Annotated in this window: 21 protein-coding genes and 2 pseudogenes; 7 read left to right on the plus strand and 16 right to left on the minus strand. The window is 40.0% G+C overall.

All coding sequences use genetic code 11. The features are described 5' to 3' along the window. Positions 1-214, minus strand: a 214-nt coding sequence (locus RHS_RS20245) for a transposase (protein ID WP_047834190.1), incomplete at its 3' end; no start/stop codon positions are given. A gap of 24 nt (positions 215-238) precedes the next feature. Further along, on the minus strand, positions 239-397 hold the full coding sequence (locus RHS_RS31475) for a DUF6783 domain-containing protein (RefSeq protein WP_395023101.1): 159 nt from the start codon (positions 395-397) through the stop codon (positions 239-241). On the opposite strand from RHS_RS31475, the pseudogene RHS_RS31480 reads away from it, so the two are divergent. Further along, a pseudogene (locus RHS_RS31480) lies at positions 323-568 on the plus strand (DUF6783 domain-containing protein); the annotation flags it as partial. The gene RHS_RS31475 and the pseudogene RHS_RS31480 sit on opposite strands and share 75 nt — an antisense overlap. Here the strand turns inward: RHS_RS31480 and RHS_RS20250 are convergent. The 7 genes and pseudogenes from RHS_RS20250 to RHS_RS20275 all read right to left on the minus strand — a co-directional run. Further along, positions 472-1,185, minus strand: a pseudogene (locus RHS_RS20250) (ABC transporter permease); the annotation flags it as partial. The pseudogenes RHS_RS31480 and RHS_RS20250 sit on opposite strands and share 97 nt — an antisense overlap. 27 nt (positions 1,186-1,212) lie before the next feature. Next, positions 1,213-1,953 carry an ABC transporter ATP-binding protein gene (locus RHS_RS20255; RefSeq protein WP_047834191.1) on the minus strand — a complete coding sequence of 247 codons (741 nt, stop codon included), beginning with the start codon at positions 1,951-1,953 and terminating at the stop codon, positions 1,213-1,215. Between the two features lie 15 nt (positions 1,954-1,968). After that, complete coding sequence (locus RHS_RS20260; RefSeq protein WP_027292614.1) at positions 1,969-2,430, minus strand: DUF3021 domain-containing protein; 462 nt, start codon at positions 2,428-2,430, stop codon at positions 1,969-1,971. Positions 2,431-2,440: 10 nt separating this feature from the next. Continuing rightward, a complete protein-coding gene (locus tag RHS_RS20265) occupies positions 2,441-2,881 on the minus strand; it encodes a LytTR family DNA-binding domain-containing protein (protein ID WP_027292613.1) in 441 nt (146 codons plus the stop codon). A 56-nt stretch (positions 2,882-2,937) separates the two neighbouring features. Then, a complete protein-coding gene (locus RHS_RS31485) occupies positions 2,938-3,066 on the minus strand; it encodes a hypothetical protein (RefSeq protein ID WP_255348061.1) in 129 nt (42 codons plus the stop codon). Further along, the gene (locus RHS_RS20270; RefSeq protein ID WP_047834192.1) at positions 3,063-4,076 is read right to left on the minus strand and encodes a transglutaminase domain-containing protein; all 1,014 of its coding nucleotides are present in this window, start codon (positions 4,074-4,076) and stop codon (positions 3,063-3,065) included. The genes RHS_RS31485 and RHS_RS20270 overlap by 4 nt, the downstream gene beginning before the upstream one ends. 64 nt (positions 4,077-4,140) lie before the next feature. Next, positions 4,141-4,491 carry a MerR family transcriptional regulator gene (locus RHS_RS20275; RefSeq protein ID WP_044295378.1) on the minus strand — a complete coding sequence of 117 codons (351 nt, stop codon included), beginning with the start codon at positions 4,489-4,491 and terminating at the stop codon, positions 4,141-4,143. Between the two features lie 179 nt (positions 4,492-4,670). Here RHS_RS20275 and RHS_RS20280 point away from each other — a divergent pair, with 179 nt between their 5' ends. The 3 genes from RHS_RS20280 to RHS_RS20290 all read left to right on the plus strand — a co-directional run bounded on the left by RHS_RS20280 (position 4,671) and on the right by RHS_RS20290 (position 6,064). Beyond that, positions 4,671-4,874 carry a hypothetical protein gene (locus tag RHS_RS20280; protein ID WP_330373734.1) on the plus strand — a complete coding sequence of 68 codons (204 nt, stop codon included), beginning with the start codon at positions 4,671-4,673 and terminating at the stop codon, positions 4,872-4,874. A gap of 235 nt (positions 4,875-5,109) precedes the next feature. Beyond that, positions 5,110-5,475 (plus strand): helix-turn-helix domain-containing protein, encoded by a 366-nt coding sequence (locus tag RHS_RS20285; protein ID WP_044295380.1) that lies wholly within the window; start codon positions 5,110-5,112, stop codon positions 5,473-5,475. 82 nt (positions 5,476-5,557) lie between these two features. Continuing rightward, positions 5,558-6,064, plus strand: coding sequence for a YbhB/YbcL family Raf kinase inhibitor-like protein (locus RHS_RS20290; protein ID WP_047834193.1), 507 nt, complete (start codon positions 5,558-5,560; stop codon positions 6,062-6,064). Between the two features lie 105 nt (positions 6,065-6,169). Here the strand turns inward: RHS_RS20290 and RHS_RS20295 are convergent, their stop codons facing one another. The 4 genes from RHS_RS20295 to RHS_RS20310 form a co-directional block, all read right to left on the minus strand. Further along, the gene (locus tag RHS_RS20295) at positions 6,170-7,822 is read right to left on the minus strand and encodes a glycoside hydrolase family 66 protein (protein ID WP_395023095.1); all 1,653 of its coding nucleotides are present in this window, start codon (positions 7,820-7,822) and stop codon (positions 6,170-6,172) included. Positions 7,823-7,885: 63 nt separating this feature from the next. Further along, positions 7,886-8,710, minus strand: a complete 825-nt coding sequence (locus RHS_RS20300) for a carbohydrate ABC transporter permease (RefSeq protein ID WP_047834194.1) — start codon at positions 8,708-8,710, stop codon at positions 7,886-7,888. 12 nt (positions 8,711-8,722) lie between these two features. Further along, a complete protein-coding gene (locus RHS_RS20305; protein WP_047834195.1) occupies positions 8,723-9,586 on the minus strand; it encodes an ABC transporter permease subunit in 864 nt (287 codons plus the stop codon). 60 nt (positions 9,587-9,646) lie between these two features. Further along, complete coding sequence (locus RHS_RS20310) at positions 9,647-10,969, minus strand: ABC transporter substrate-binding protein (protein ID WP_027292605.1); 1,323 nt, start codon at positions 10,967-10,969, stop codon at positions 9,647-9,649. 215 nt (positions 10,970-11,184) lie between these two features. Here RHS_RS20310 and RHS_RS20315 point away from each other — a divergent pair, with 215 nt between their 5' ends. Both RHS_RS20315 and RHS_RS20320 read left to right on the plus strand, forming a co-directional pair. After that, positions 11,185-13,029: a sensor histidine kinase gene (locus RHS_RS20315; RefSeq protein ID WP_027292604.1), complete on the plus strand. Its 1,845-nt coding sequence runs from the start codon at positions 11,185-11,187 to the stop codon at positions 13,027-13,029. Continuing rightward, on the plus strand, positions 13,007-14,599 hold the full coding sequence (locus tag RHS_RS20320; protein ID WP_047834196.1) for a response regulator: 1,593 nt from the start codon (positions 13,007-13,009) through the stop codon (positions 14,597-14,599). The genes RHS_RS20315 and RHS_RS20320 overlap by 23 nt, the downstream gene beginning before the upstream one ends. Positions 14,600-14,604: 5 nt before the next feature. Here the strand turns inward: RHS_RS20320 and RHS_RS20325 are convergent, their stop codons facing one another. Next, the gene (locus RHS_RS20325; RefSeq protein ID WP_047834197.1) at positions 14,605-14,799 is read right to left on the minus strand and encodes a hypothetical protein; all 195 of its coding nucleotides are present in this window, start codon (positions 14,797-14,799) and stop codon (positions 14,605-14,607) included. A gap of 210 nt (positions 14,800-15,009) precedes the next feature. Between RHS_RS20325 and RHS_RS20330 the strand changes: the two genes are divergently transcribed. Continuing rightward, complete coding sequence (locus tag RHS_RS20330) at positions 15,010-15,369, plus strand: zinc ribbon domain-containing protein (protein WP_138004110.1); 360 nt, start codon at positions 15,010-15,012, stop codon at positions 15,367-15,369. Between the two features lie 202 nt (positions 15,370-15,571). On the opposite strand, the gene RHS_RS20335 is transcribed toward RHS_RS20330, so the two are convergent. Both RHS_RS20335 and RHS_RS20340 read right to left on the minus strand, forming a co-directional pair. After that, positions 15,572-15,952 carry a hypothetical protein gene (locus RHS_RS20335; RefSeq protein ID WP_027292594.1) on the minus strand — a complete coding sequence of 127 codons (381 nt, stop codon included), beginning with the start codon at positions 15,950-15,952 and terminating at the stop codon, positions 15,572-15,574. Between the two features lie 95 nt (positions 15,953-16,047). After that, a partial coding sequence (locus RHS_RS20340; RefSeq protein ID WP_047834198.1) for a DDE transposase occupies positions 16,048-16,383 on the minus strand: 336 nt, incomplete at its 5' end.

A 16,383-nucleotide genomic window follows, 5' to 3' on the forward strand; every position in this document is an offset into this window, starting at 1 on the left:
TCCACTTACGAAAACGGCTGTATACACTTTCCCATGGCCCATAACGCTCAGGAAGATCACGCCATGGGGCTCCGCTTCGCGCCAGCCAAATCATTGCATTAAGCATGGTACGGTTTTCTTTTGAGGGACGACCTGGTTTTCCTGTGTTTTCAGGAGGAAGTAAAGTTACTATATGATTCCATTCATCATCTGTTAATTCATATCGTCTCAACATATAAAACACCCCTTTTTCTTTATTTTACCATAAAACGGGGATGCAAAACATTTGTTTTGTGCAACTTTTAATTTTAAAACACGCTCTAGATCGTGTTTTAAAATTGCTTTCTGGCAGCTGTGCGTCACAGTTTGTGGGAGATTTGTCCCGGATGAAGGGCGCGTAGCGGGCTACGTAACCTATTACGGGCATTGCCATCCATACGGCTATCTCAAATCACTCTTCATTTTTCTGCCAAAAACCAGGGCAGAAGCGCAATATATACAAAATGCATACACCAGAATAATACAAAGGGGTTTTGCCAAATCTCCGAAATTCCCCTGCACAGCCATTCTTGCGCCATTCACTCCCTGATAAAACGGTAATATATGTGCAATTTTCGTTATGGTGCCGCCTATCATATCCACATCCATCCACACGCCTCCGAGCATGCTGACAAGGGTAATGATAATGGAACAAATTCCCGGTGCCGCTTTATCATTTAATAAAGTTCCAAAAAACATACCGATTCCGATAAACATAATAGCTGACGGGATCAGCACCAATATTCCTGCAAACAGATATCCAATCTGAAAGCTGTAACCAATTATCCTTCCGGTCACAAACCCAACGCAAAAAGTAATCAGCACCTGGCATATGGCTATGATCGAAATTGCCAGTGTATATCCCATTACAAAATCAAATGGCCTCATGGGAGATGCATACAGCCGGACCAGGAAAGCAGTCGAACGGTCTTTGGAAACCTGAAGTGCCGTAAACAGCATGACAAAAGTTAATCCAAAAACTGCTATTCCGGGTACAAGTGACTGGATATGGAAAATTGTCATACCCGCTTCATTTGGGATACTTCTGTCAATGACCGTCATCACAATCAGCATAACTATGGGAAATCCCAGGCAAAAAATATAACTTAATGGATCTCTCAACATTTCTTTTACGACTCTTTTTGCAAACACAATGCTCCTCATCATAATCTCTCCTTCCGCTTAAAAGCACGCTTAAAAATGGGAATCCGTATTTTGTGCAATGGTAATAAAAGCATTTTCCAATGAATCTGCATTTGTCAGGGCTTTTAATTCCTCTACACTGCCGCAGGCTTTAATCTCTCCGTCCACCATAACCGCAACGCGGTCAGACAGATGTTCCGCCTCTTCCATGTAATGGGTAGTAAGTACAATTGTCACTTCCCCTTTCAATGCTTCAATATCTTTCCACAGCTCTCGTCTCGCAAGTACATCCAGCCCAAGTGTCGGTTCATCCAGATAGAGAATTTTGGGACCGGTTATCAATGCCATGCCGATACTGACCTTCCGCTGCCAACCACCGGAAAGGGTCTTCGCTTTCTGCTTCTTTACTTCCTCAAAGGAAAACATCTGTATGATTTTATCCACCTGTTCTTTTACCTCATTTGAAGGCAGTCCATAGAGTTCCGCCATAAACTCCAGGTTTTCCAGAACCGTCAGATTAGGTGCCACTGCCGTTTCCTGCGTAGACAGGTTGCTGATATTTTTGATATCCTGCATTTCACTGCGAATGCTTTTACCGAAAATAAAAGCATCTCCGCCTGTTGGTTTGGAAAGTCCGCTCAGCATTCTGATTGTGGTTGTTTTTCCTGCGCCATTGACGCCAAGCAGGGAAATAATCGTTCCTTCTTCCACTTCCAGGGAAATATCTTTGACGGCAGCTTTTAAACCAAACTCTTTTCTCAGATTTTTTATTACAATTGCTTTGTCCTTCATCCTACCCATCTCCTTTTATGATTGATTCATTTCTTCCAGCTTCCGGTTAATAGCATCTATATCCTGGCGGCAGATTCTGTACTGGACATACCAGCTTATGACATATCCGGTTACATAGCTGCATACAACAGTGACTGTTGACTGCAAATATTTTCCAAAGCCCCAGCAGAACATACTTACCGGCACCCAGACAGCGGCTGTGACTATAAAATATACAATGCTCTGCTTTACCAGACTCCAGCTTTTTATTTCCATTATCTCCGTCCCCATAGCAAATGACATTGCAGTGATGCCGATCAAAAGGCATTGTACGGCAAAAGCTATCAGATCGGATGGAAAATGTGCTGCAAATTCCGGAACCACCGGAGCGGTTTTACCCTCTCCGATTGTAAAAATCAGTATAACCCCAAAAATAAGATTAATGGTTACACCATAGGAGAAGCTGCTCAGTCCTTTATAAATAACCCGTTTTATCATACAATTCACCTCATATTCCCAAAGCATGTTTGATTCTGGAAACGTATCTTCTGGATGCATATGTTTCTGTATCATTTTTAAAATAAATCCGTATGGTTCCTACGATATCTGTATCCAGCCGCCGTATTTTCCTGATATTAATAATTTCGGAATTCGATATTCTAACAAAGTGGCTGTCATCCAGGATTTTCTCCAGTTCGTACAGCCTCTCTCGCAGCTGATAGGTGCCGGTATCCGAAACTGCAAAAACTTTCTTACTCTGTGAATAAATGCGGATGAGAGATTCACATGGTAGAATTTCAGCGCTATTCTGTTGATATCCGGTCAATGTCAAATTGACTGCCTGCCCGATAATCTGAACAAGGCTGTCTGTAATATGGTTCTTTTCATCACTGCATATATGAATTTCCGGCTGCTTATATTTCTTATCAATCAAAAGTTGTATTTTCATGGTTCCCTTCCTAAATTCCTAAATGCTTACGGATGCATTGCTCAAAGCTTATTGATCTATGCTTTAACGCTCCATGCCTTGTGGATAAACGGATTATCCCATTTCAAAATGGTAAAGTCAATGCTGCTGCGACAACTGGTCATTTTGGGATGACAAATGGTAATCTGAGCTTCACGACATTTCATAACTCGCCTTCATTGGCAGCTTCTACTATAACCTCTTCTACCATAGATTCATCGGTAAAAGTTATGTAAAAAACCGCCTGGGGCCAGTTCAGGCTCGTCCTGGCATGTTTGCCTTTCTGCCGCGCCGTCTGTTCCAGCAATAACAGCAGTTCATTCAAAACCTCCCTGGTCAGGTAGCCGCCCCTCCAATGGAAAATCAATGGCCTCCCCTTTCGGATAGCTTGCAGCGTCCTCTTAGCCACATCCTCCGTCTTTGTAAAAGACAGCTTTTTTTCCCGGTAATAAAAATGGTTCCCATCATTACAGACAGGTGCCTCATAAATGACCGGCTCATGATCCCGGAAAAATTGCTTATCCTCCAGATTAAAATAGTCATATCTGATGATCCCTTCGTGTCCAAGGGTGTTGTCAAAGGTTACATCCAGCTGATAATACTTACCGTCCATTCTGATAATATTCCAGGCATGCCGGTACTTGATTTTCTTGTCCGGATTGGCTTCTGAGATTGCAATGATACACCAGATTCCCAGAGCATCACAGAGAATTTTTACCGTTTTGGCAATGCCCTCGCACACCCCTACCCCCTGGCCGAGCGGACCGATGATCTCATGGGAATACGGTTTTTTCAGTTTGTCATAGCGGACATTGTTACAGATGAAGTCATGAATGTACAGCTCCTTTTCCAAGTCCGGCAGGGACTGAGCAGGGCGAACCAGCTTTGTGATTCTGGCATTCATTGCCTTTTGATGTTCTTTCATTTTTCCTTTCTCAAACAAATATTCCGGGATAACCTCCACATTAGTGGAGCCCTGATATAAACGGTATTGGAGCCCCACCGCATAGAATATTTCAGGAAAATCCAGCCTCAGTTTGAAAAAAATCTCTCCCAATTCCCGTACCTCAAGCCTCGGAACAAGAAATGCGGAGTCCATTGTCAAAAGACCTGCTTTCATTGCCTGGTACACCTTCTGTTGTATTTTGTTCATATGATTATAATAGTAGCGTTCCATTATTTCCTCCGTATTTTTCATGTTTTTTTATATGGTTTTATATGTTTTTTATGCTATTTTGGTATCACTGAATGTTATCCCGGTAAAATGCAATCTTTCCATCCAGGTTTTTCAGGTATTCATCCCACCTCTTCTTTTCCTCCACCACAGATTTCCGATGAAAGACCAACAGTTCCATTCTTTCGCCCATAGTTGCATCTCCCTCATACCTTAATTCGGAATAATGCCTGTTATCTCTTAAAAGCATTCCCGTCTCTTTCAACCGCTGTATGAATTTCACCCATTCCATATCACTTTCACAGTAATCCCGCCGTCCGGCAGAATCCCGATTCACATGGATTAAACCTTTCTTCTCATAGTAACGTAGTGTATAGGTACTGATTGCTGTGATCTTTGAAAATTTTCCGATAGTCATATATTTTCCTGCTTTCCTCTTATTTACATTATCAGGTATCTCTGGGTTTAGCTGATTAAGACGCTTTGTAGATGTAGGTAGTGTACAGAAAGATGGTTTTCTCAGCAAAAAAGTGCTTGACTTAGAGTATAGTCTAAATCATATCCTTATGATTATAAATGATTTGGAGGAAAAAGAAAATGGAGAAAACTAGATTTGAAACAGGTATGGAAAATTTGAAAAGAATTGACGGCATTGGCGGCGAAGCAGTGATTCAGTCTTTAAGTTCCATATCGCCCGATTTGGGAAGATACATTGTAGAATTCGCATTTGGAGAAATTTATGACAGAGAGGGGTTATCTTTTTACAATGTATTCCCTATACCGGATTTGCCAAAGTATTAAATGCCATTCAGGCTGCCAAAAAGGTATTTACTGAAAGAGGATTAATTTAAAACAAATTGATCATTTTCAGTTGAAACCCCATCCTTTTCATGTTACTGTAGTGGAAATAATGCAGCAATCATTTATTGCAGAGAATCATTTATGCCAAAGTGTGTTTTAAATTCATTTCATCCATCTGCACGCCCCACTTTGCGGTATAAATGCTGGCAAACAATTATTGACGGAGGACATATTTATGAAAATTCGTGATGAATATACCTGCCCTTTAGAACTGGTACATGACATGATAAAGGGAAAGTGGAAAACGATTATTTTATGGCGGCTGCGCCTGGGAGGCACTTCATTAGCCAAACTGGAAAAGGATATCGACGGTATTACGCAGAAAATGCTTTTAGAACAGCTGAAAGAGCTGATCACATATGGATTGGTAGAAAAGAAATCTTATGAGGGATATCCTCTTCATGTTGAATATTCCCTTACTGACGACATGGGGCTTCAGATTTTAGAGGCATTAAAAATCCTGCAGCATATTGGAATTGACTATCTAAAGAAAAATGGTAAGGATGATATGTTAACAGAAAAAGGCATTACTGCGGAATAATACCCACAAAAAAGTGGGTAATTTACGCTCTATCCTCCCACTGCTATAATGGCATTAACCAATACAGCAAGGAGGTAACAATATGGTAGTAACAAGTGATGGAATTATAAATGGAATCATACAAGATCCTTATGGCGGCCGAGGAAGCCAATTTAATGAAAATGGCATTCCCACCTATTCCCTGCCGTTCAGGATTGAAAATGCACCGGAGGGGACTGCATCATTTGCTCTTGTTCTGGAAGACAAAGATGCCTATCCTGTCACCGGGGGCTTCGTCTGGGTGCATTGGCTGGCGGCTGATATTACACGCAATGTAATAAATGCAAATGAAAGCCAGACAGCAACCGACTTTACCCAGGGTGTCAACAGCTGGACCAGCATGCAGGGAAATAACCAGTCAAAGGAACTCTCCTGCTATTACAGCGGTATGACTCCTCCTGATCAGGCACACATTTATGAACTTCACGTTTTTGCACTTGATACGCTGCTGCATTTAAATACCGGATTTCTCCTGAACGAATTATACCGGGCGATGGACGGACATATTTTAGATCAGTACACATTAAAAGGCGTCTATGATAAAGTATGATATTCTAAAACGGGTGCACAAAACTACCGGGAAAACAGCACATTCCCTGGCTGTTTCATCCCGGTTTTTTAACGCTTCGCTTTTCCAGATGTTTCTTTTATCACATTAAAGTCTAATAAATAGAACCGTCCATACGGAAAGTTCCTCTACTGAAAAGTTAATAAATTTCCCTTTCTCATTATCAATGTAAGCATATTCTAATGATTTACTTTTACAAGTATCTCTGTCTGGGCTTGCGCAGTAGACTCCCTGGATATCACCATCCACATTCACAGTAAAAGTAAGATTCTTCTGTTTGAAAGGTACTGCTTTCCCTTTATTCCAGCTATCTTCGCTGCAGCCACATAAATTTATTAAATAGAGACATTTAAATCTTTCATTTTCCCGGATCGTAATCCAGACTTTACCCGCTTCTCCGTTTACACTCCAGTTTTCAAATCCACACTGGTATTCATAATTATCCCATCCAATATGGGTCATGGATACATCCTGTAACGTACTGTCATAAAATAGATTTAGATAGCGTATCATAAAGTCATAATATTTACGCATAACTGCCGCTGTCTCATCTGACATAATACTATAATCACCATAATATCCCTGTGTCAGTACTGCATTATTCTCTCCTATCAACAGATGATATCCACCATTTGAAACAATGGCTGCTGTGAGAATATATGCTGCATTAGCCGCCGAAAAGGAATCTTCCGTACGGAATGGTGCCAGGTAGGCAGCCAGAATCACCGGTTTCCTGTTCCCGGATAACTGCTTTGCTTCCTGTATCAGCTGCTTGATATGGTAATAGCGGTCATAGGGAGACCATACTTCAATATATACAGCATCCACTGTACTTTTTGCTGTTTCAGCAACCGGCCAGTTTCCCACGTTGTTGAAAACAAGACAAGGCTCATCCACCGCTTTCTGCAGTTCCTCCCGTGTCTCATCGATCAGTCCGCCAAATTCCTGATCCAGTTTCACAAGTTTCGGCCGTTCCTGTAAATGGGAAAATGCAGTTTTTGGAAACCCGTAAGTGTCCATGTGGATTCCTGAAAATCCCGCTCTTACAATTGCATCCCTATATTGTTCGATTAAATGGGTTCTCCAGGGCGCCCCCTTTTCTATATTCATAATATAAAAAACATCTATAAAACGGAATACTTCCTGGTTTCCGTTATAAAAAGCCCAATTTTTATGGCTATTATAAAAGTCCCCGGAAGCGGCATAGACTGCCCCGTATGCCATAGACTTCATGCCATACCCGGAGGCTGTTTTTATTTTAGTTTTGACCGTCCTGAAATCAATCTGTTTTCCCATCATATCCTGATAAACGTCATGAGGCGGAACCAGGGTGTCATGCCGGTAAGACCAATCATAGAACTGCACCATATTTATATGGTATTTTCTTAACTGCTCTATCGCTCCATTATCTGTGTCTTTTTCCTCAAAATCACTGACAAAGCCATAGCGCAGGGAACGTTTGGGATTATCTGCAACATCAAATGCTGTCTCCAGAATTTCCGTTCCATGTTCTCCATAGAGCAAAGCCTCCACGCCATATCCGGCAAATGGTTCATCAAAACCCCCTATACGGATGTCGGTGACTTCCGACAGGGTTCGTATTTCTTTTACTAATTCCTCTTTCTCCAGCATATAAATCTGAATCACGGCATTATTAAATTTTTCCTCCTGCAATTCAAGACGTAAAGTAATTTCTTCATTCCTTAGATACTGCGCCTTTAGCGGATATAAATCCATCATTTTTTCCTCCTGTCTACTTCTATCCTGTCGATATACCTGATCCTTTCCACTAATCTGATCTATCTATCCTTTCAATGCACCGTCAGTCAGCCCCTGCATCAGATTCTTCTGAAAAACTAAAAACACAATAACAACCGGTATAATTGCTATAACTGCAGTTGCTGCCAGAAGATTCCATTTTGCCCCTGCGAACTGCTGGAAATAGACAGACAGCGCCTGGGGAACATTATGTTTTGTGCTGTCCTGCAGGAAGAAAACAGACTGGGCATAATTATTCCATATCCCGAATCCATTTAATATAATCACAGCAGATATGGAGGGTTTCAGCAGCGGAAATATAATTTTCCAGAACACCTGGAAATAGCTGCATCCATCTATTATGGCTGCCTCCTCGATTTCTCCCGGCAGTGCTTTGATAAAACCAGTGAATACAAATACCGCCTGGGGAATTGCCAGGGTGGCACATACACATGCCATTCCCCACAAGGTATTCACCGCCTTAATGCGAATCATTAGGCTATACAGCGGAACTGTATTAATAATCCCCGGTACCATCATACAGCAAAGCAGTATCGCAAATATAGATTTATTCAGTTTATTGGAAAACCGCGCGATAGCATATCCCGCCATAGTTGCCAGTATGACGATCAATAAGATTGCAAGCAGCGTGATTATTCCAGAATTAATCATGGCCCTTCCTATATGAGACTGTTTCCATCCTTCTATAAAATTCAGGAAATAAAAATCCGGAAGAAACATATTGCCGTCATAAAAATTACGCTGGGGCGTATTCAGCGAAAGGATCAGCAGTATGGCAAAGGGTGTCAGGCATAGAAGGCTGATCAGGACAATTGCCAGATACCGAACACACAAAGATAATTTTTTCACATCGAATTCCCCCTATTCTTTTTCTTTCATGAGACGCAAAGATGCAGCAACCGGAATCAGTACAATTACAAACATAATCATTGCAACAGCGGTAGAATAACCGGTCTTACTTCCATAACACATTCTCATAATATAAATGCTCAGTGTCTCCGTCTGATACCCCGGTCCTCCTCCGGTCAGTGACATTACAATATCAAATACAGAAAGAGAACCTATAATATTGGTAATCACATTGATTCTTACTGATGGTCCCAGCAGCGGTAAGGTAATATAACGGAAACATTTCATTTTACCTGCTCCATCAATTTCTGCAGCCTCATACAATTCCTTTGAAATCCCCTGGAGCCCTGCGAGATAGATAACCATAGTCATCCCGGCATACTGCCATACATTTACAAGGATAAGAACCAAAAGTGTGGTGCCATATCCTCCCATCCAGTTTCCAAACCATTCCGGATAGCCTGCATGATCCGCCAGGTGAAAGAGAAAACCCCGTCCGGGCTGAAGCAGAAGATACCATATGTAACCCATGATTAAAGGACTGATAATTGCCGGCATATAAATGCACATTCTGGCTGCAGATTTCCCCTTAAAGGACGAATTCAATAAAAGAGCATATAACAGACCAATGATATTCAGCAGCGGAGCGCTTCCCAATGCAAATAAAACCGTCGTCTTTATATCGGATAGTGCCCTTTCATCCCTGAAAAAATCTATAAAATTCTGAAATCCTATGAAATTTGCTTTCCCTATGCCATCCCAGTCGGTAAAACTCATGCCAATTCCTTTGATCAGCGGATAGATAAAAAACACAAAAAATAATGTGAATGCCGGGATTGCCATAAACTGGTGTAATCCTATTTTGTACCGTCTCATTCTGACCCCTCTCTTTCCCGGAGTATATCTGAAAAATGTCTGCGCACAGTATAACTGAAATTATTCTGATTTTTTATCAAAACCATCGTTCCATGCCTGTGCATAAGCTTTGGCAAATTCGTCCGGTGTATACTGGCCCGCAAAAAGATTTTGCAGCAGCCTGCCTGCGTCGTCACCAGAAAATCCTGCGGGTTTTTCATTGGTATAACCGATATTCACTGCATTTTTTAATGCCGCGGTTACCTCATCTGCGATTGTTTTCGGTGCCCATTCAGCAGTTACATCCTGAAATGCACTGGGAGCTTTTGCCGCTTCACAATATTTCTTCTGGTTTTCCGGCTGAAACAGGAAATTTAAAAATTCGATACATTCCTCCTTATGTTCTGTTGTTGCAGAAATAGAATAACCCGAATCTTCTGCGCTTAATACAACCGGGCTGGAGTCTGGCATATAAGCAGGATAAGGTGCAAACCCCATCTGGTTCTCCATGTCCGGATTGGCATCCAGTATACTGGAGATTGCCCACATACCATTGCTGAACATCGCAGTCTTTCCACTGACAAAATCCTGTACACAGTTATCATTGGTTGCCGTCAGAACATCCTTGTTGATCAGCTCTTTATCCTGTAGATTCTTCATCTTATCTGCAAAAACAGCCATCGCTCCATTACTGTCTGCAAACCGCAGTTTGCTCTGGTCATTTTTAAGCATTGCTTTTTTTGCATCCAGTGTCCCCAGCGTAGATTTGATATAACCGTGTGGGATAAATTCTATCAAATGTCCCAGATGCCAGGCTTCACTTCCGAAAATGAACCATGGAACTACATCCGGTTTTTCCGTTTTGATTTTCTCTAAGGCTTTTTCGAAATCATCCCATTTCGCGGGAAATTCTTTCATACCCAGATCGTTAAAAATACTTTTGTTATAGAAGAATCCTGCCATGGTCATATTAGTACATACACGAAATGCCTTTTCCTGGTTGACATCGGTACAAGCCTCTTTCATTTCCGGCGACATTCTGTCCCACCATTCATTCTGATCAGACAAGTCCATATACTTGCCTTCATCCACAAATCCCTGTTCATATGTTGTCATGATATCCGGTACTTCATTGGATGCAAATTTAATCTTAATTATATTACTTGCATCCTTCTGATACTCCTGTTCCACAGTAATTCTGTCCTGTGATTTATTGAAATCATCAATAATTTCATTCATCACATCAATGGTTTCAATTTTTCCGGTAAAGAGTTTAATGTTCACTTTTTCAGCATTTTTAGAAGTGGCGGATTCAGGTGCTTCACCGGTATTCCCACAGCCGGCGAGGCTGCTGCATGCCATCACAGATACAAGAGCCAATGCTGTAATTTTGTTCTTTTTCATTTTACGTTCCTCCTTCATATGTCAGGTAACATATCCGTACCTGAAAATGTTTATTTGATGATTTCATCTTAACATTCCTTTTTTCAGTATTAAATACCATATATTTTAGATCATGGTTTCAGTTTTTTATATTTGTGAACCGGCGCTTGCCATTTTATTCAGACTGTATAATAATATAATAAAAGAACTGCAAATGAAAGGGAAAGGGAATTATTATGAAACATTTCAGACATCCAACGTTTCGTACAAAACTTATTTTTATGATCTGCCTATTCACCGTTTTCATTGTACTGGTTGTTTCCTTTCTGAATTACCGTTGGTATTCCAGGCAGCTGACAAAACAGACAATTAATCAGACTCAGCAGATTATTGAACAGGCCGGCTCAAATATAAACACTTATCTTGATGAATTAAACCGGCTGACTTTAGCCCCTTACTATAATGACACTATACTTGAAAATCTTGAAAAAGCTTCTGGTACGCCGCAGGAACAATTGAATTCCAAACGGAAAATTGAGAACTTTCTGTCATCCGTAATGACACTGCCAAGGGATGAAATACTGCGGGTTTATATGATGAATGAAGATCATATTTATGCATATACCAGAACCCCTTATGAAATGTCAGATTATGATTCCTACCCGGAAAGCTCCTGGTACCGGGAAGCATTGTCAACTACCAAACCGATTTATATACCGCCTCATTTAGAAAAGGCATTTGGAAATAAGAAAACTCCGATCTTCTCCATCGTCAGACAGATCCGAAGCAAACAGGATAATAAAAAAATTCTGGGTGTCATGAAAGTTGATGCTGACTATACCGGAATCAAGAAAATATGTGACCGTGTGGAATTAAAAAATGACGGCGCCCTTTTTATTTTGAATGATGATAATCAGATTATCTACCAGACTTCTGAACTTACGGAACCTTCACTGGCAGAACATATTAACCCGGATACCAATCCGAATGATCGTTTTCTGGTGGATTCACTTGGAAACAAGTACCTGGTTAACAGCTATTCTATATTTTCTTCCGGTTTAAAAATAATTGCTTTAAATTCTTACCGCGAATTAATGCAGCCCATAAAAGATAATCTGGAGAAAACAATCCTTCTGGCTTTTTCCTGTATTTTGCTTACCATTGCATTTTTTGCACTTTTTATTAAACAATTTCTAACCCCACTGTTTGAAATCATTGGTCTTATGAAGGAAGTGGAAAATGGAAATCTGGAGATTCAGGTAGCTGTAAAAAATCAGGATGAAATTGGTTATCTTGCCGCTTCTTTTAACAAAATGGTTCAGAATCTTCAGCAATTTCTGACCCGAAATACTCAGCTCGTCAAGGAAGTTTACGAAACAAAATATCTATATAAAGAGTCACAGTACAATGCCTTGTGCAGCCAGATAAAACCTCATTTTATGTACAACACCTTAAATACTATCAGTCTTCTGATAAAATGCAGGGAAAATTCCAAAGCCGTACATGCTATTGAATCCTTTTCTTATTATCTGGGCGGAATAATGAACATTGACAAGGAAATTTCCATTGAAAAAGAGATACAGATCTGTCAATCCTATTTATCCATCATGCAGCTGCGATATGAGGACAAACTGACTTACCATATAGATATCGAAGAAGAATTGTATTCCTGCCAAATTCCATCTCTTTCCATACAGCCTTTGATCGAAAATGCGGTAAAATACGGTTGTGAACCCAAAAGAGGGGCAACCCGCATTCTGATTTCTTCCAAGCTGACTGCCCATGGATACCAGATCCGAATCTCTGATAATGGATTGGGTATGGAGCCGGAAACTCTGGAGAACGTAAAAAAACATATTCAGGATATTAAACTGCATCATCAGGAAGATACCACCGAACTTCTGGGAAACATTGGTTTGATAAATATCTGGAAACGACTTTATTTAAAATTTGGAGAAAAAGCAGAACTGGAACTTATCTCTTCTTACGGGAAAGGAACCACCGTTACCCTATATCTCCCAGAAAGAGATATGCAGAAAAGGAAGGAGGATAATAACAATGTATCATGTATTAGTAGTTGATGATGAAACACTTATGCGTACATATCTCGCCAGCTGCATTCCTGCATTTACAAACAAATTCCGGGTCAGCGGAATTGCAAAAGATGGGCTGGAGGCTATGGAACTGCTGAAGAAGCAGCACTATGATTTAGTTATTACTGATATACAGATGCCGGAAGTAGACGGACTAAGTCTGGCAAAATATATCCATGAAAATTTTCCGTCTATAGCAGTCATTATTATCTCCGGTTACAATGATTTTGAATATGCCAGAAAAGCAATCAAATATCAAGTTACCGATTATTTATTAAAACCGTTAGTGGATCAGACACTGACAGACCTTCTGGAGACTATTGCAGAACGTCTGAAAGGACAGAATCTCTCCCAATTCCTGGACCAGGGAAATCTGTCCTCCGATGCAGAGATGAAAAAACAGCTGTTATTATCCATCATTGAGGAAAATACAAAAATGACATATGAACTTTTCAAAAAGCTGGAGGACTCGGACTTGTCATTGATGTCCGCATACGGATGCATCTTAAAATGTACGATCGATGAACTGGATCTTATACTGAAAAACAATACTGCAATTGATGTTACGACAGATCATTTAAAACTTAATCAAATTGTTCAGGACATTTGTGAGGAATATGGATATATGACTCTTTACAATGCAAATGGTTCCACTTTCATACTAATCAGTGAAGACACCGAAACAAAGCTTATACAAAACATGAGCAGGCTGTACTTACAAATAGAAAAAAAATCCCAAGAACAAAAATTGCCCAGGTTAACCGGCATCTGCGGAAAAACGGTAACCGATATTATGGATCTGCCTCTTTCCATGCAAAGTATTTACGATATGCTGCCCATTACGCTGATTGATAAAAACTATCCGCTTATAGCGGGGCTCATAGAACAGCATGCCGCTTTCAAGGAAAAAATACACAGGATCAGCGATAACATTTTCACCGATTACCTGATACAATCCATAGATAAACTGTACATTGACGTAAAAATTTTCTGTACCCTTTTTCTGGAAACAAAAAGTTTTTCCTCGGTACTTCGGTATGGTTCCTATCTGATTCAATATATCAGCGAAAGATCCAATATTAATCTGCCCTATATACGCAAAGCATATGATGAGCTGACCAGACAGGTAAATACCCAGCTTCCTGCCGGTCTGCCCGAAGAATCCACTGCCACTCAGATTATCAGCAATGCAATCAGCACCCTGATTGGGCTGGAATCCAAACCTGCTCTGCCGGAATCCATGCAAATCGTTACAGCTGCAAAAGAATTTATTCTATCCCATTACCAGGAGAATATTTCATTATCTGATGTTGCAGACCACTGCAGGGTAACCAACAGTTACTTAAGCGATCTGTTTCATAAAAAACTGAAGGAACCCTACTCCAAATTTATTTTGAGAATCAGAATGGAACAGGCTGTGAGGCTATTACGCCAGAATCCGGATATTCGGATTTATTCCATAGCAGAGCAGACTGGTTTTGTATCGGTAAAGCATTTTAATACTGTATTTAAAAAATATTATGGAGTTACACCAACGAATTATTTAAAGGATAAATAATTATGTTATTTTCTATATGCTTCAAGTGCTTCGTCCATTAAACCGTCTATACCCTCTCTCACTTCCTGAAAGCGGCTGCTGTACCAAAGCATAACCCCGTTGGCATCCAGCTCTTTTACCGCTTTCATGGTCTCCCTCTTTAACTCTTCAAATTCCAGGTCATCTGCAGCATAGATACAGCGAAATACCGCTTCATTCATATAAGCATTGATGCGGTCTCACCTGATGAACATCCGACGGTCATACACATTGCCATAGCTGTACATTTTACCATAGCAAAACAGACAGGATTCGTATCTACTGCCTTCCCTTTTGCCCCTAGTAAAAAATGCAATAATAATAAATAGACAATGTATCTTTACATATGATATTATTAAGAAAAGTTTTCTATAATATTGGAGGAATTAATTATGAGCAAAATGAAATATTGCCAAAGTTGTGGTATGCCCCTTGAATCTACGGACGTTTTAGGCACAGACAAAAATGAAAGATTAAATGAAGATTACTGTATTTATTGTTACAAGGACGGTGAATTTACCAGTGATTGCACTATGAACGAAATGATTGAAATCAGTGTAAAGCATATGAAAGAATCCGGTATATTGAAAGAGCAGAATAAAACGGAAGAAGAAGCACGTGAATTTATGTGTAGTTTTTTCCCGGAGTTAAAGAGATGGCATTGTACCTGTACCGAAGAATGTGCCAGTGGCTATAATCCTAACTGTACCTGCACTTCCAGTGAATGTCATTGTACGGAAAAAAGCAAATAGAAGTAGGCTGCTTTACTGCTAAACGAATTCGGCACTATTACCATTGGGCCTGCATGAGCTTGAATATGACTGTGCCGGAATCACAACCAATGAAGTTTTGAAAGGTATCGGTTTAAAATGATTTAAGCTGAACTGATACCTTTCAAGCAGACAATAAAATACTTGAGTTTTTAGTATATATAGAATCTAAAAGAAACTGTTTTTAATCTGCTTCATATACTCTAATCTTAAATCCTCCTATAAAGTCACTACACTCTGCAGCTACCGTATAGGTATCTGCTTTATCCAATGTGAAAAAAGTTTCCAGCTCTGTTGCCTTCGCCAATTTATAAACTTCATTTCCCTTTGAATCAAATAAAATTATATCTAAATCACCATTTTTTATGTTGGACCTAAATGAAAATTTTATTCTGTCACCCGCCTTGCCTGAAAATGAAATGCTAGAAGTTATCGTTGTCTGCTCCTTATAATTACGGTTGATATTACCCAGCGATACTGGTCGAGTATACAAATAAACGCTAAATACTATTGCTATAACAATGATAGCGATGATACCTATTACTATTGTATTTTTCTTTTTCATTATTTTCCCCTTTTAAGATTGGTTTCTTATAAAGACATTATACCATTACTATAAGATTCTGTACTAGAGCGTGTTTTAAAATTGCTACACATTGGTCATTTTAACCAAATTAATATTGAAGCGATACACAAAAATCCCAGATAGGTGAATGCAAGTTTGTCATAGCGGGTGGCAATTCTACGAAATGCCTTTAGCTTTAAAAAGAGTTTTTCTATCAGATGCCGCTCTTTATATAGCCACCAATCGCAATGACGTTCAAACTTTGCTCCCTTTCTTGATGGAATTGTTGGTTCACCACCTTGCTCATAGATATAGTCAATCAGTTTATCACTGTCATATCCACGATCAGCAAGTATGTTACTTCCTTTTAAATTTACATGTTTCAATAAGGGAATCGCGAAATTAATATCGTTGCGTTGTCCTTCACTGAT

Source organism: Robinsoniella sp. RHS (genome assembly GCF_001029355.1).
Classification (GTDB): Bacteria; Bacillota; Clostridia; order Lachnospirales; family Lachnospiraceae; genus Robinsoniella; species Robinsoniella peoriensis.

Coding starts and splice junctions, on each gene's coding strand:
- RHS_RS20305 (WP_047834195.1), bottom strand. CDS start 9,586: ATGAGACGGTACAAAATAGGATTACACCAGTTTATGGCAATCCCGGCA.
- RHS_RS20270 (WP_047834192.1), bottom strand. CDS start 4,076: ATGGAACGCTACTATTATAATCATATGAACAAAATACAACAGAAGGTG.
- RHS_RS20330 (WP_138004110.1), top strand. CDS start 15,010: ATGAGCAAAATGAAATATTGCCAAAGTTGTGGTATGCCCCTTGAATCT.
- RHS_RS20290 (WP_047834193.1), top strand. CDS start 5,558: ATGGTAGTAACAAGTGATGGAATTATAAATGGAATCATACAAGATCCT.
- RHS_RS20275 (WP_044295378.1), bottom strand. CDS start 4,491: ATGACTATCGGAAAATTTTCAAAGATCACAGCAATCAGTACCTATACA.
- RHS_RS20315 (WP_027292604.1), top strand. CDS start 11,185: ATGAAACATTTCAGACATCCAACGTTTCGTACAAAACTTATTTTTATG.
- RHS_RS20280 (WP_330373734.1), top strand. CDS start 4,671: ATGGAGAAAACTAGATTTGAAACAGGTATGGAAAATTTGAAAAGAATT.
- RHS_RS20335 (WP_027292594.1), bottom strand. CDS start 15,952: ATGAAAAAGAAAAATACAATAGTAATAGGTATCATCGCTATCATTGTT.
- RHS_RS31485 (WP_255348061.1), bottom strand. CDS start 3,066: ATGAAATGTCGTGAAGCTCAGATTACCATTTGTCATCCCAAAATGACC.
- RHS_RS20295 (WP_395023095.1), bottom strand. CDS start 7,822: ATGATGGATTTATATCCGCTAAAGGCGCAGTATCTAAGGAATGAAGAA.
- RHS_RS20320 (WP_047834196.1), top strand. CDS start 13,007: ATGTATCATGTATTAGTAGTTGATGATGAAACACTTATGCGTACATAT.
- RHS_RS20265 (WP_027292613.1), bottom strand. CDS start 2,881: ATGAAAATACAACTTTTGATTGATAAGAAATATAAGCAGCCGGAAATT.
- RHS_RS20325 (WP_047834197.1), bottom strand. CDS start 14,799: ATGAATGAAGCGGTATTTCGCTGTATCTATGCTGCAGATGACCTGGAA.
- RHS_RS20255 (WP_047834191.1), bottom strand. CDS start 1,953: ATGAAGGACAAAGCAATTGTAATAAAAAATCTGAGAAAAGAGTTTGGT.
- RHS_RS20260 (WP_027292614.1), bottom strand. CDS start 2,430: ATGATAAAACGGGTTATTTATAAAGGACTGAGCAGCTTCTCCTATGGT.
- RHS_RS20285 (WP_044295380.1), top strand. CDS start 5,110: ATGAAAATTCGTGATGAATATACCTGCCCTTTAGAACTGGTACATGAC.
- RHS_RS20310 (WP_027292605.1), bottom strand. CDS start 10,969: ATGAAAAAGAACAAAATTACAGCATTGGCTCTTGTATCTGTGATGGCA.